Annotated in this window: 17 protein-coding genes; 13 read left to right on the forward strand and 4 right to left on the reverse strand. The window is 52.5% G+C overall.

All coding sequences use genetic code 11. The features are described from left to right. Nucleotides 1–27 precede the first annotated feature (27 nt). The 4 genes from rplP (at nt 28) to AC9UG7_RS07275 (ending at nt 1,514) form a co-directional block, all read left to right on the forward strand. Nucleotides 28–444: a 50S ribosomal protein L16 gene (gene rplP / locus AC9UG7_RS07260; protein WP_509586082.1), complete on the forward strand. Its 417-nt coding sequence runs from the start codon at nt 28–30 to the stop codon at nt 442–444. 15 nt (nt 445–459) lie between these two features. Continuing rightward, entirely contained in the window at nt 460–657 is a 198-nt protein-coding gene (gene rpmC, locus AC9UG7_RS07265; protein ID WP_509586084.1) for a 50S ribosomal protein L29, read from the forward strand. Nucleotides 658–659: 2 nt separating this feature from the next. Then, nucleotides 660–929 carry a 30S ribosomal protein S17 gene (gene rpsQ / locus AC9UG7_RS07270; RefSeq protein ID WP_509586086.1) on the forward strand — a complete coding sequence of 90 codons (270 nt, stop codon included), beginning with the start codon at nt 660–662 and terminating at the stop codon, nt 927–929. Between the two features lie 78 nt (nt 930–1,007). Further along, nucleotides 1,008–1,514, forward strand: coding sequence for a peroxiredoxin (locus tag AC9UG7_RS07275; RefSeq protein ID WP_509586088.1), 507 nt, complete (start codon nt 1,008–1,010; stop codon nt 1,512–1,514). A 65-nt stretch (nt 1,515–1,579) separates the two neighbouring features. Here the strand turns inward: AC9UG7_RS07275 and AC9UG7_RS07280 are convergent, their stop codons facing one another. Further along, complete coding sequence (locus tag AC9UG7_RS07280) at nt 1,580–2,245, reverse strand: cytochrome b/b6 domain-containing protein (protein WP_509586090.1); 666 nt, start codon at nt 2,243–2,245, stop codon at nt 1,580–1,582. A 95-nt stretch (nt 2,246–2,340) separates the two neighbouring features. Here AC9UG7_RS07280 and AC9UG7_RS07285 point away from each other — a divergent pair, with 95 nt between their 5' ends. Continuing rightward, nucleotides 2,341–2,796 carry a c-type cytochrome gene (locus AC9UG7_RS07285; RefSeq protein ID WP_509586092.1) on the forward strand — a complete coding sequence of 152 codons (456 nt, stop codon included), beginning with the start codon at nt 2,341–2,343 and terminating at the stop codon, nt 2,794–2,796. Nucleotides 2,797–2,853: 57 nt separating this feature from the next. On the opposite strand, the gene AC9UG7_RS07290 is transcribed toward AC9UG7_RS07285, so the two are convergent. Beyond that, the gene (locus AC9UG7_RS07290) at nt 2,854–4,074 is read right to left on the reverse strand and encodes a CaiB/BaiF CoA transferase family protein (protein ID WP_509586093.1); all 1,221 of its coding nucleotides are present in this window, start codon (nt 4,072–4,074) and stop codon (nt 2,854–2,856) included. A 138-nt stretch (nt 4,075–4,212) separates the two neighbouring features. Here AC9UG7_RS07290 and AC9UG7_RS07295 point away from each other — a divergent pair, with 138 nt between their 5' ends. The 3 genes from AC9UG7_RS07295 to ptsP are packed head-to-tail and all read left to right on the forward strand — an operon-like array spanning nt 4,213 to nt 6,667. Next, the gene (locus AC9UG7_RS07295) at nt 4,213–4,617 is read left to right on the forward strand and encodes a PTS sugar transporter subunit IIA (protein WP_509586095.1); all 405 of its coding nucleotides are present in this window, start codon (nt 4,213–4,215) and stop codon (nt 4,615–4,617) included. Between the two features lie 12 nt (nt 4,618–4,629). Continuing rightward, nucleotides 4,630–4,896: an HPr family phosphocarrier protein gene (locus AC9UG7_RS07300; RefSeq protein ID WP_509586097.1), complete on the forward strand. Its 267-nt coding sequence runs from the start codon at nt 4,630–4,632 to the stop codon at nt 4,894–4,896. Between the two features lie 7 nt (nt 4,897–4,903). Then, nucleotides 4,904–6,667: a phosphoenolpyruvate--protein phosphotransferase gene (ptsP, locus tag AC9UG7_RS07305; protein WP_509586099.1), complete on the forward strand. Its 1,764-nt coding sequence runs from the start codon at nt 4,904–4,906 to the stop codon at nt 6,665–6,667. Here the strand turns inward: ptsP and AC9UG7_RS07310 are convergent, their stop codons facing one another. Next, nucleotides 6,668–7,171: an NUDIX hydrolase gene (locus AC9UG7_RS07310; protein WP_509586101.1), complete on the reverse strand. Its 504-nt coding sequence runs from the start codon at nt 7,169–7,171 to the stop codon at nt 6,668–6,670. Nucleotides 7,172–7,246: 75 nt separating this feature from the next. Here AC9UG7_RS07310 and AC9UG7_RS07315 point away from each other — a divergent pair, with 75 nt between their 5' ends. The 4 genes from AC9UG7_RS07315 to AC9UG7_RS07330 are packed head-to-tail and all read left to right on the forward strand — an operon-like array spanning nt 7,247 to nt 10,916. Further along, on the forward strand, nt 7,247–8,377 hold the full coding sequence (locus tag AC9UG7_RS07315) for a Re/Si-specific NAD(P)(+) transhydrogenase subunit alpha (RefSeq protein WP_509586103.1): 1,131 nt from the start codon (nt 7,247–7,249) through the stop codon (nt 8,375–8,377). Nucleotides 8,378–8,379: 2 nt separating this feature from the next. Further along, nucleotides 8,380–8,682 (forward strand): NAD(P) transhydrogenase subunit alpha part 2, encoded by a 303-nt coding sequence (locus tag AC9UG7_RS07320; RefSeq protein WP_509586105.1) that lies wholly within the window; start codon nt 8,380–8,382, stop codon nt 8,680–8,682. Further along, on the forward strand, nt 8,679–10,127 hold the full coding sequence (locus tag AC9UG7_RS07325) for an NAD(P)(+) transhydrogenase (Re/Si-specific) subunit beta (RefSeq protein ID WP_509586107.1): 1,449 nt from the start codon (nt 8,679–8,681) through the stop codon (nt 10,125–10,127). The genes AC9UG7_RS07320 and AC9UG7_RS07325 overlap by 4 nt, the downstream gene beginning before the upstream one ends. A 27-nt stretch (nt 10,128–10,154) precedes the next feature. Further along, complete coding sequence (locus tag AC9UG7_RS07330; protein ID WP_509586109.1) at nt 10,155–10,916, forward strand: 5'-methylthioadenosine/adenosylhomocysteine nucleosidase; 762 nt, start codon at nt 10,155–10,157, stop codon at nt 10,914–10,916. On the opposite strand, the gene AC9UG7_RS07335 is transcribed toward AC9UG7_RS07330, so the two are convergent. Then, on the reverse strand, nt 10,913–11,902 hold the full coding sequence (locus AC9UG7_RS07335; protein ID WP_509586111.1) for a magnesium and cobalt transport protein CorA: 990 nt from the start codon (nt 11,900–11,902) through the stop codon (nt 10,913–10,915). The two genes, AC9UG7_RS07330 and AC9UG7_RS07335, sit on opposite strands and share 4 nt — an antisense overlap. Before the next feature lie 205 nt (nt 11,903–12,107). On the opposite strand from AC9UG7_RS07335, the gene AC9UG7_RS07340 reads away from it, so the two are divergent. Continuing rightward, the gene (locus tag AC9UG7_RS07340; protein WP_509586113.1) at nt 12,108–13,334 is read left to right on the forward strand and encodes an MFS transporter; all 1,227 of its coding nucleotides are present in this window, start codon (nt 12,108–12,110) and stop codon (nt 13,332–13,334) included. Nucleotides 13,335–13,401 lie beyond the last annotated feature (67 nt).

Here is a 13,401-nt window from a genome sequence, read left to right on the forward strand (position 1 = left end):
GGCTGCGGACGGACAAGGAGAATAAGCATGCTGCAACCAGCGCGCCGTAAATACCGCAAGGAACAAAAAGGTCGTAACACCGGCATCGCCACCCGTGGCAATACCGTGGCGTTCGGCGACTTCGGCTTGAAGTCCACTGACCGCGGTCGTTTGACCGCGCGTCAAATCGAATCTGCACGCCGTGCGATTTCACGTCACGTCAAACGTGGCGGTCGTATTTGGATTCGCATTTTTCCGGACAAGCCGATTTCACAAAAGCCTGCTGAAGTCCGTATGGGTAACGGCAAAGGCAACCCCGAGTATTACGTGGCTGAGATCCAGCCCGGCAAAGTACTCTACGAAATCATCGGCGTGCCCGAAGAACTCGCGCGTGAAGCATTCCGTTTGGCTGCTGCCAAATTGCCTTTGCGAACCACCTTTGTGTCGCGCCTCATTGGCCAATGATTCAGGAGCTGAAACATGAAAACATCTGAATTACGCCAAAAAGACGCCGCTGGTCTTGACACCGAGATCAAGGAGCTGCAAAAAGCTCATTTCAATATGCGCATGCAAAAAGCAACGCAACAACTCACCAATACATCGCAGATGAAGGTGACACGACGCGCTATTGCACGCGCTAAAACCATTCAGGCTGAACAAGCCGCAGCCCAGGAGTGAACATGACTGAAGCCAAAACATCACTCAAACGCACCCTGATCGGTAAAGTTGTCAGCGCCAAGCGAGCCAAAACAGTCACTGTGCTGGTTGAGCGCCGTGTCAAGCACGCGCTCTACGGCAAGATCGTTGGAAAATCCAGCAAATACCATGCACACGATGAGAACGGTCAATATCACTTGGGTGATGTGATCGAAATCACCGAAAGCCGTCCTATTTCCAAAACCAAAAACTGGGTCGCAACCCGTTTAGTGGAAAAGGCAGCTGCGGTTTAAGTTGTATTTATCTTCCTGACAACGGAAACTTCATAAATGGCCCACAATCGTGGGTCATTTCTTTTTTTGGAGCAACACATGATCAAAGTCGGCGACCACTTACCTCACACCACATTGATGGAATATTCGGATGTAGACGGCGAAGCCTGCAGCATCGGCCCTAACCCTGTCGAAGTAGCCAAAGCAAGCTCAGGCAAAACGATTGCTTTGTTTGCATTGCCTGGCGCATTCACGCCTACTTGCTCTGCCAAACATGTGCCCGGTTACATAGACAAGCTGACCGAGTTGAAAGCTGCAGGCGTGGATGAAATTTGGTGTGTCAGCGTCAACGATGCATTTGTCATGGGCGCCTGGGGACGTGAGTTAAAAGCCACCGGTAAAGTACGCATGATGGCCGATGGCGACGCTGAGTTCACCAAAGCCACAGGCCTGACCTTAGACCTGACTGGCAAAGGACTTGGATTGCGCTCCAACCGTTACTCCATGTTGGTCAAAGACGGCAAGGTGCAAACCTTGAACATCGAAGGCCCTGGCAAATTTGAAGTCAGCGACGCTGACACCATGCTGTCACAAGTCAAGCACTGAATCTGTTTGTGTCAGCAAAGGAAGTGCCTGGCTTGCATCTGCAGCACTGGCGCTTCCTTCCTGTATCAATAGCTGTCTAGCAGCGTAAGAGCGCCATAACTCAGCGCCGCGCAAACCAGAAAAATTAAAACAGCCAGCCATCGATGTCTGGCACTGTCAGCAGATGCTGGGTTTTCATGATGTAGTAATTGGTAACCGCTGACCATGGCTCTTACCAGCGGCATTTTTTGATACAACGCATGGTAGAGAACCGCGGCTATATGAATGATCACCATAGCGAGCAGCAGCCATTTGCCCATACTTGAATGGTAGGCAGTAGCCATGCTTACCCACCTACCACTGATATGAGGCGTGATTGGTCCTGTGAAGCCAGCATCGTCGTCGCTTGCCATGCCAGTGATTAACTGCAATCCAATCAACACCAGCATGACAAACACGGACCAACTGCCCAAGGGATTGTGGCCTGCACGTGTCCAAGAGCCGGGGCGGCGCAGGTAAGCCATGCTGTCACTCACCGAAGGCCAGAAATGGGCAAACCTTGACCAATGGCCGCCGATCACCCCCCAAACAAGCCTGAAACATAACAAGGTGAGTAGCACATAGCCAAACCGGGCGTGCCAGACCATGTGTTCCAACACAAGAACCGTGAACACCGAGGCTGACATGACTACAACCAATGCCCAGTGGAAAATACGGGTGGGTAGATCCCAAACTTTGACAAGAAAATTCATGGAAGAAAAAAATAAAAAACGGGTGAGATGGGTATTAGACCTGAGTGACCTGTCCCCCGCTTTGGCATACATTTGAAAAATTCAGGAGGATTTTCATGAACAAGCTGATTTATATAGCCGTAGCAAGTGTGTTGACTGCCATGGCCGTGCCCGCCAGTGCGCAATTTGCCAAGGCAGAGGACGCCATCAAGTACCGCCAAAGCGCATTGTTTGTCATGGGACAGCACTTTGGACGACTCGCGGCCATGGCGCAAGGAAAAATCCCACACGACCCTAAGACCGCTGCTGACAGTGCGGCCGTCGTGGAGAACATGTCTCGTCTTCCTTGGGCTGCCTTTGGTGAGGGCACAGACCAAGGCGGCAACACCAAAGCAAAGCCTGAGGTGTGGTCTGACAATGCCAAGTTCAAAGATGCGGCTGAAAAAATGATGGCCGAAGTGGCCAAGTTAAATACGGCGGCAAAAACAGGTAAATTGGACGACTTGAAAGTGGCCGTCGGTGCAACAGGCGGCACTTGTAAAAACTGTCACGACAATTTCCGCAATAAATAATTCGGCTCTTGTCACTCGCTGCGCTTGCTTGATTAATTGCAAGTGAGGGACGGTTTCTTAAACCAGCGGCGTGTCGTCTGTGCCCAACCAATCCTTGAGTACTTGGTGAGTGTGTTGACCCAGCATGGGCGGCGGCATGAACTGACGAACAGGGGTTTCACTCATTTTGATCGGGCTTGCAACCAGCGACAAATCTTTGAGTAATGGGTGTTGCCATTGTTCAACCATACGGCGTTGAAGTATGTGTGGATCAGCAAATACTTCGGCCAAATTGTTGATGGGTCCGCAAGGTACTTTGGCCGATTCAAGCAGGCTCAGCCAATATTTTTTCCCTTGCGTCATGAATTGTGCAGACAGCATGGGTATGAGCGTATCGCGGTGCCTAACCCTGTCTTGGTTACGCACAAAGCGTGGATCTGACGCCCACTCGGGTTTTTTGATGCAGTCGCACAATTTGGCAAATTGACCATCATTGCCCACCGCCACAATGATGAAATCTCGCTGGGCATGGTCGTTGGCAGCGACTTCAAATACTTGGTAAGGAACAATATTCACATGCGCGTTGCCCATGCGCCCTGGAGGTGATTGGCGAGGCGTATTTACCAAGAAATTTGCGCCCAAATTGGCCAGCATGGCCACTTGCGTGTCTAACAAAGCCATATCAATATGCTGACCTATGCCGCTGCGTTCAGCGTGACGCAAAGCCGCCAGAATGGAAACCGTCGCATACATACCGGTGAATAAATCGGCCACAGCGACACCTACTTTTTGGGGTCCGCCGCCAACCTCATCGCGCTCCCCCGTGACACTCATGAGTCCGCCCATGGCCTGCACAGCAAAGTCATAACCCGCACGATCAGCATAAGGCCCCGTTTGACCAAAACCTGTGATGCTGCAATACACCAGGCGCGGGTTGATGGACTTCAACGCTTCATAGTGCAAGCCGTAGCGCTGCATATCGCCGACTTTGAAGTTTTCAACAACGACATCTGCCTTGCTTGCGAGGTCGCGAATCAATTGCTGACCTTCAGGGCTGGCCAAGTCGCAAGTGATGGAGCGTTTGTTGCGGTTTGCACCTAAAAAGTAAGCGGATTCAGCACTGTCGGTTTGCGCTTGTGTTTTTAAAAAAGGAGGTCCCCAGCCGCGTGTATCGTCGCCTACCAGCGGGCGTTCTACTTTGACGACATCGGCGCCTAAATCTGCCAGCGTTTGTGTACACCAAGGGCCGGCCAAGACCCGTGACAAATCTAATATGCGAATGCCATCCAGTGAGTTCATGGACAGATTTTCACTCAAACCAGACTACCTATTGAAATTGAAATGGGTTGCGGTTGAGAAGACAACTTGGTCAACCACAGGTAAGCGCAAGACATACCCGGTTCACAAGGACGATAATGCACACAGAGTACAACTTCCATGAACACACGTATTTTGATCATTGCCCATGCGCCCTTGGCGACCGCCTTGCGGGAATGTGCCTTGCATGTGTTTCCTGAATGTACACAGGAGGTGGTAGCTATTGATGTGCCCCCTGATCAATCACCAGAAGATACCTATGCAGCTGCACAGCATTTACTGGTCACAGAGCCTGGGCAGCAAATTCTTGTCTTGACAGATGTCATAGGCGCGACACCGTCCAATGTAGCGCAGCGACTGGTCCAAGCGCATGAATCCAGTCTGGTGGCTGGCGTCAATTTACCCATGTTGTTGCGCACGGTCTGTTATCGGCATGAGAATTTGAAAGAGTTGACCCATCGCGCCCTAGAAGGCGGCACCCAAGGTGTGCTTCAATTAAACGCCGTCAGCAATGGATCCAAATAAATTCAGGAATGTATGAAGTCAACCGTCACAGTTATCAATAAACTTGGTTTGCACGCCAGGGCATCTGCCAAGTTAACCAAAATGGCCGGTAGCTTTCCCTGCCAAGTATGGGTTCGCAGGGGTGAACGCAAAGTCAACGCCAAAAGCATCATGGGTGTGATGATGCTTGCTGCGGGCATAGGCACAGAACTTGAAATAGAGACCGAGGGTGAGCAAGAGGCCCAAGCCATGCAAGCACTGCTGGCGTTGATCAACGATAAATTCGGCGAAGGCGAGTGAGACTGACATGACGTTTTCCATCCACGGTTTGGCAGTCGCCCGTGGTATTGCCATTGGAAAGGCAGTGCTGGTGGCAAGCAGTCGCGTGGATGTGGCTCACTATTTCATACAGCCGTCAAAAATAGAAGAAGAACTCCATCGTTTTACCGAAGCGAAAAATGCTGTCATGACTGAGGTTCAGCGCTTGCATCACTCTGTGCCTAAAGATGCGCCGCCCGAATTGGCAGCACTGCTGGAAGTACACATGATGCTGCTGCAAGACGAAATGCTGGCAGATGGCGTGAAACATTGGGTCACTGACAGGTTGTACAACGCTGAATGGGCGCTGACATCTCAACTCGAAGTGGTGGCCAGACAATTTGACGACATGGAAGACGTGTATTTGCGTGAACGCAAAGGCGACCTTGAACAAGTGGTTGAACGTTTACTGCGCCACATGAAAGGTCTGACAACCCATTTGCCGCCACCTGCAGAGCGTAAATCTGCGAACGCATGGCATCAAGACCAACTACTTGACGACAACCATGAGGCGCCGCTGGTGTTGATCGCGCACGACCTGTCACCCGCCGATATGCTTCAATTCAAGCAAGGTGTTTTTACCGGTTTTGTGACTGATGTCGGCGGTAAAACATCCCATACGGCCATCGTTGCGCGCAGTCTGGATATTCCTGCTGTCGTGGGGGCGCGTCATGCCAGTCAATTGATCAAGCAGGATGATTGGGTGATTATTGATGGTGACGCAGGCGTCATCGTTGTCAGTCCCTCGCCGATTATTCTGGCTGAGTACGCGTTCAAACAAAGGCAATCAGAGCTCGAGCGCGAGCGTCTGGCCAGATTACGACACACTCCCGCCGTCACTGTAGATGGTCAACAAGTGCATTTGCTGGCAAATATTGAATTGCCTGAAGACACGCAATTGGCGCTGGACATGAGTGCGGTTGGCGTCGGTTTGTTTCGCAGTGAATTTCTTTTCATGGGACGCGATGGACAGCTGCCCGACGAAGAAGAGCAGTACCAAGCCTATCACCGCGCAGTTGTAGGCATGAAAGGCTTGCCGGTGACCATACGCACAGTAGATGTGGGCGCTGACAAACCACTTGACCGCACCGCCAAAGACCAAGAGCATTTGAACCCGGCATTGGGGTTGAGGGCTATCCGTTGGAGTCTGGCAGATCCAAACATGTTTTTGAGTCAATTGCGAGCCATATTGCGCGCGGCTGCGCACGGCCAGGTCAATTTGTTGATTCCCATGTTGGCACATGCGCAGGAAATACACCAAACTTTTCAATTGCTGAATGTGGCCCGCCAACAGTTGGATAAAAAATCAGTGCCTTATGGCCCGCTGCGTGTCGGGGCCATGATAGAAGTACCGGCAGCGGCTTTGAGTCTGCCATTGTTTTTAAAACATTTTGATTTTCTGTCTGTCGGCACCAATGATTTGATCCAATACACCTTGGCGATTGACCGTGCCGATGAACAAGTGGCGCATTTGTATGACCCGCTGCATCCGGCTATTTTGAATTTGCTGGCCAACACCATTGCACAGGGGGCGGCAGCAGGTAAAGAAGTCGCTTTGTGTGGGGAAATGGCAGGCGACCCCAGCTTGACACGTTTGTTACTGGGCTTAGGGTTACGCAATTTTTCTATGCACCCTACCCAAATATTGCGGGTCAAGCAGGAAGTATTGCGAGCGGATACCCAGCGCTTGGCGCCTTGGGCTCAGTTTGTGATGCAATCGGATGACCCTGCGACTGAAATACTCACCTACTGATCAGGGCGAACCGCTGGGCACATAAACGCTGTCATCGGTGTAAATCATATCCAGCGGCAGACGAATACCTTTGGCATGGTCCTCGGCGCAACGAATCAATAAACGACTGCGGTGCCTGGCTTGGCTGGCCTTCATTTCATCTAAGCTCATCCATAAAGTGCGCACAATACCTTCATCCAATGGACGTGTCGCGTCATGCGCACCTAACACCCCAGTGAATGCAAAACGCAAATAGGTGATGTCCTCTTCTGGGTCTTGGGGCGTCGGTGGTTTGCTGAACCGCGACAGGTAAATTCCCACCAAAGCAGTTGGTGTGAACGCATACGCCGTTTCCTCCAGCACCTCGCGAACGCAGGCTTGCAGCGGCGACTCGCCCGGGTCCAAGTGACCCGCAGGATTGTTGAACATCAATCCTTTGGGGGTGTGTTCTTCCACCAATAAAAATCGGCCATTGTGTTCAATGATGCCGGCCACGGTCACACTGGGTTTCCAACGATGTGTCATAGTGCAAAATGCTCACTTTTGAGGGCTTGTTCTGAATCTGCGATGATTCTCGCCCATTGCGTATAGGAGATAACCATGCTGATAGGCGTGCCTGCCGAAACCACGTCGGGCGAAACCCGTGTTGCCGTGACCCCAGAAACGGCCAAAAAAATCATTGCCCAGGGACACACCGTCAAGATCCAAGCCGGGGCCGGTGTGGCGGCCAGTGTCACAGATGCCGCCTACGAGGCGGCCGGTGCCCAAATCACTGATGCTGCTGGTGCCTTAGGTGCGGAACTGGTGCTCAAAGTGCGTACACCTTTAGCCGCTGAGTTGACGCAAATGAAGCCGGGCAGTGCGCTTATCGGCATGCTCAACCCTTTTGATGCCGAAGGTTTGCAACGCCTTGCCGCAGCAGGCCTGACCAGTTTTGCGCTTGAAGCCGCACCTCGCACCACGCGGGCGCAAAGCATGGACGTGTTGTCTTCGCAAGCAAATATTGCTGGTTACAAGGCGGTGATGATGGCCGCTGACAAATACCAGCGTTTTTTCCCCATGCTGATGACCGCTGCCGGCACCGTCAAGGCCGCGCGTGTCGTTATTCTGGGCGTGGGTGTGGCGGGCTTACAGGCCATTGCTACCGCCAAGCGACTCGGCGCTGTGATCGAAGCCTCGGATGTGCGCCCCAGCGTGAAAGAGCAGGTGGAGTCGCTCGGCGCCAAGTTCATCGACGTGCCCTATGAAACCGCTGAAGAAAAAGAAGCTGCCGAAGGTGTTGGCGGCTATGCACGTCCGATGCCGCAGAGTTGGTTGGATCGCCAGAAGTTGGAAGTCGCCAAACGCGTAGCGATGGCAGATGCAGTGATTTCTACCGCTTTGATTCCGGGCCGCGCCGCGCCGGTGCTGATCACAGAAGACATGGTCAAAAGCATGAAACCGGGGTCGGTCATCATTGATTTGGCCGCTGGCAAAGGCGCCAATGGCGTAGGCGGTAATTGCCCCTTGAGCGAAGCGGATCGCATAGTTGTCAAGCATGGTGTGACGCTGGTGGGTGAAACCAATTTGCCCGCATTGGTGGCGGCAGATGCTTCGGCACTGTATGCACGCAATGTGCTGGATTTTTTGAAACTGGTTTTGCCTAAGGACAAGGGCTTTACTGTTGATATGGAAGACGACATCGTGGCAGCCTGCCTGATGACACAGGGCGGCGACGTCAAAAGGAAATAAGCATGGACCACACCATCACCAACCTCATTATTTTCGTGCTGGCGATTTACGTCGGTTACCACGTGGTCTGGAACGTCACACCCGCATTGCACACACCGCTGATGGCGGTGACCAATGCAGTGTCTGCCATCATCATCGTAGGTGCGATGCTGGCTGCGGCACTCACTGTCACGCCGCTTGGCAAAACCATGGGCGTGCTGGCTGTTGCGTTGGCCGCTGTCAATGTGTTCGGCGGCTTTTTGGTGACTCGACGCATGCTTGAAATGTTCAAGAAAAAAGCCCCCAAGACAGGAGCTGCGAAATGAGCATAAATCTCGTTGTTCTTTTGTACTTGGTAGCCAGTATTTGTTTCATTCAAGCGCTCAAAGGGCTGTCGCATCCAACCACCTCTATCCGAGGCAATCTGTTTGGTATGAGTGGCATGGCGATCGCGGTGATCACGACGGCCGCTTTGATTTTCAATCAAGCGACCCAGTTAAGTCAGGTGGATCCGGTTCAAGGGCTAGGCTGGGTATTGCTTGGTCTGGTCATCGGCGGCGGCGTCGGTGCCCTCATGGCGCAGCGCGTCGAGATGACCAAAATGCCCGAACTCGTCGCTTTTATGCACAGCATGATCGGTCTGGCCGCCGTGTTCATTGCCATCGCAGCGGTGGTCGAACCTTCAGCCTTCGGTATTGTGGCCCAAGGCTTGGGCACACTGGATATTCCCAATGGCAACCGCTTGGAGTTGTTCTTGGGTGCCGCCATCGGCGCCATCACTTTCAGCGGTTCGGTCATTGCATTTGGCAAGCTGTCAGGCAAGTATAAATTCCGTTTGTTCCAGGGCGCACCTGTGGTGTTTGCTGGTCAGCACATGTTGAACTTGCTTATCGGCATTGCCACAGTGGGCTTGGGCGTGTACTTCATGATCAGCGGCAACTGGAATGCGTTTTTGGTCATGCTGGCGCTGTCTTTTGTGCTGGGCGTGCTGATCATCATTCCTATCGGCGGTGCTGATATGCCGGTGGTGGTGTCCATGCTCAATAGTTACTCAGGCTGGGCAGCAGCAGGTATCGGTTTTTCCTTGAATAACAGCATGTTGATCATTGCCGGTTCGCTGGTGGGTTCGTCTGGAGCCATCCTGTCTTACATCATGTGTAAAGCGATGAACCGATCCTTCTTCAATGTGATTTTGGGCGGATTTGGTGGCGATGCCACCAGCGCTGTCGCCGGCAGCACCGAGCAGCGTCCGGTCAAAAGCGGCAGTGCCGATGATGCGGCTTTTATTTTGGGCAATGCAGAAACCGTCGTCATCGTGCCCGGTTACGGCTTGGCCGTCGCACGTGCGCAGCATGCAGTGAAAGAGTTGGCTGAAAAACTGATTCACAAAGGCATCACCGTTAAATACGCTATTCATCCGGTCGCTGGGCGCATGCCCGGACACATGAACGTGTTGCTGGCCGAGGCCGAAGTGCCTTATGACCAGGTGTTTGAGATGGAAGACATCAACGGCGAATTCGGTCAGGCAGACGTTGCCATCATTCTGGGTGCCAACGACGTGGTCAATCCGGCGGCCATGATCAAGGGCAGCGCCATTTATGGCATGCCCATATTGGAGGCCTACAAAGCCAAAACCGTGATTGTCAACAAGCGTTCCATGGCAGCGGGTTACGCTGGTCTGGACAATGAATTGTTCTACATGGACAAAACCATGATGGTCTTTGGCGACGCCAAGAAAGTGGTGGAGGACATGGTCAAGGCGATTGAATAAGTCGCTATTGATAACAAGGATGCGCCCATGAAGCCGATTGCTATTGTGGGCGCTATGCAGCAGGAGTTGGCAGGCCTCAAGCAGGCTTTGCAAAATACGCACACCATCAAACTGGGTTCGCGAGAAGTCACGTCCGGGACGTGGCACGGGCAACCCGTGGTGCTGGCGCTTTCACACATAGGCAAGGTGGCGGCTGCCACAACCGCCACAGCAATGATTGAGCGGTTTGATGTGACTGAGTTGGTATTCACAGGCGTAGCGGGTGGATTAGGTCAAGGCGTGAATGTCGGCGATATGGTGGTGGCCACTGAGTTTTTACAACACGATATGGACGCCTCTCCTTTGTTTCCCATTTACGAAGTGCCGATGTACGGACGCGCCCACTTTCCCACCGATCTGCATTTGACCCAGAGCTTGAAAGCCGCGGCGCAGGACATTTTGAAAAATCCGGCTCAGTGGATAGACATGGATGTCATGCGTGAATTGCATGTGCATGCACCCAAAGTACATGCAGGCATGGTGGTGAGCGGGGACCGTTTTGTCTCCACAACCGTTGAGAGCCGGGATTTGCAGCAGCGCCAACCCCATGCTTTGGCTGTCGAGATGGAAGGCGCAGCTGTGGCGCAAGTCTGTTTAGATTATGGTGTGCCATTTGGCGCAGTTCGCACGATCTCAGACCGTGCCGACGACGCTGCCACTGTTGACTTTTCTCGCTTCATCCATGAAGTGGCCAGTCGCTATACCTTGGCTTTGCTGGGTACCTGGTTATCCAAGCGCAGCAGCGGTTAACGCAACCAACCGCGCTTGTAGCAAAACCACATCGGCAGGGCTGCACTCAGGAACATGACGCTGACCACATACGGGTAGGCGTAGCTGCCCAGCATGGCAAATTCAGGGAATTGCAGGTTCATGCCGTAAATGCTGGCCACCAATGTGGGTGGCAGCAAAGCCACGCTGGCGACTGAGAAAATTTTGATGATCTTGTTCTGACTGATGTTGATGAAACCAACGGTGGCATCCATCAAGAAGTTGATTTTGTCAAACAAAAACGCCGTGTGACTGTCTAATGAATCGATGTCCCGCAAAATCTGGCGCGCGTCATCAAACTGTTCGGCGTTGAGCATGCGCAGTCGCATAGCAAAACTCAGCGCACGTCGGGTGTCCATCATGTTGCGACGGATACGGCCATTCAAATCCTCTTGGCGAGCAATCTCTGCCAGTACTTCACCAGCCAGTTCATCGGTCACATCGCCAGACAGCACCATTTTGCTGATTTTTTCCAATTCATCGTAAATGCCCTCAAGTGTGTCAGCTGAATATTCTGCATCAGCAGAAAATAACTCTAGCAATACATCTTTGGCGTCCTCGATCAGGCCGGGTGCTCTGCGTGCGCGCAAGCGCAACAATCTAAACACGGGCAAGTCTTCTTCGTGAATTGAGAACAGCACACCGTGGCTTTTTAATGCGGCATTGTGTTGATTCAATATGAAAGCGACTCGAACAGCACGCGGCTCATCAATGTCCGCAATCAAAAAGTCTGAGCGAATATGCAGTTCGCCGTTGTCCTCTTCGTAAAAACGCGCGGACTCTTCAATGTCTTCGTCCATCGCATCGTCAGGAACTTGAACATCAAAATGCTGGCTGATCCAGCGTTTTTCTTCAGGTGTGGGGGACTCTAAATCCACCCAAATCGGTTGAAAGCGTGAGAGTTCTTCGAGCGAGGAAATCTCTTCTTGAAACAGGCGGCCATTGGCCAGCGAAAAAATATTGAGCATGGCAATTCTCAGTGCGTGAATGGGCGGATGAAAAGTTTGGGTACGCTTTCGATTCCGCCTGGCCTGTTGCCGGTAAACCGAAAGCTACCAACTAGGGTAGGTTTCCAAGGAGTTTGCTCCGTGACAAATGAAGCGGTAATTATGGCATTGAGAAATGACTATTGAATCTGACTGTTAAAGTCTGCGGTTTATCTGGTGAAATTGAATGCATACTGAACTGACGCCCAGGCGTGAACTGGCATTGCTACTGACATTGGCTGGTATTCAATTCACCCATGTGGTTGATTTCATGATCATGATGCCACTGGGGCCGCAACTGACAGCCTTGTTTTCAATCAGTGATGCGCAATTTGGTTTGCTGGTATCGGCTTACACATTTGCCGCTGGTATTTCAGGTTTATTGGCTGCGTCGTTTGTCGATCGTTTTGAACGTAAGCGGCTTGTTTTGGTGCTTTACTTTTTGTTTGCGCTGACCACGCTGGGCTGCGCCATGGCGCCTACCTACGGTATGTTGATGCTGGCGCGAACGGCAGCCGGAGTGTTTGGCGGGATCTTGTCAGCCATGACGCAAACCGTGATCGGCGACGTGATTCCGTTCGCACGCCGTGGCCGCGCAACCGGGTTGGTGATGACGTCATTTTCTTTGGCTACCGTCGTCGGTGTACCTAGTGGCTTGTTTCTCGCTAACCATGCAGGCTGGCACAGCAGTTTCATCGCTATCGCGGTCGCATGCTTGTTGGTTGGTGCGATGGCCTTGGTGAGTTTGCCGACGCTGGACAAGCACGTGGCGCAGGCGCGGGGTCAAGATGTGTTGTTTGCTGTTCGCGGTGTATGGGCGGATCAAAACCACCGACGCGCCTTGGCCATGTCTTCCGCCATGATGTTCGCGGCCTTCACCGTGATCCCCTACATCACCATTTATATGCAAAGCAATCAGGTATTGTTGCCGACTGAAATTCCCTTTATTTATTTAAGTGGCGGTGTGGTGACCTTGTTGTCCGCGCGTTGGATTGGCATACTGACCGACCGGGTCGGTAAGCGCAAAATGTTTCAACGCATGTTGCTGCTGTCCATGGTGCCTATGACCATCACCACCCTGATGCAGCCGCTACCTTTACCGGTGGTGCTGCTGGTGTCATCAGCCCTGTTTTTCTTCATGAACGCGCGCATGATCCCTGGCATGGCATTGTTGACTTCAGCTGCCCAACCGCAATTTCGCGGCGCATTCATGTCGTTGAACGGTGCAGTGCAGTCCATGTCCATTGGTTTAGCGACTTGGATCGGGGGCCTGCTGATACAGCGTAATCCTCAGGGCCAAGTCACGCATTACTGGCTGTGTGCGCTGGTCGGGGTGTCTGCCTCACTGTTAGCTTATGCATTGGCTCAGCGGGTCAAGATGCATACCTCTGAGCCAGGCCATGTAGCTGCTTGAAGGTGGGCGTGCACTCACATTTCCCTTTTTTCGATGAAGGACAGACCGCGGGGTTTGCTTTTTTTTC

The sequence above is a fragment of the Limnohabitans sp. genome, from assembly GCF_046052765.1.
GTDB lineage: Bacteria > Pseudomonadota > Gammaproteobacteria > Burkholderiales > Burkholderiaceae_C > Limnohabitans.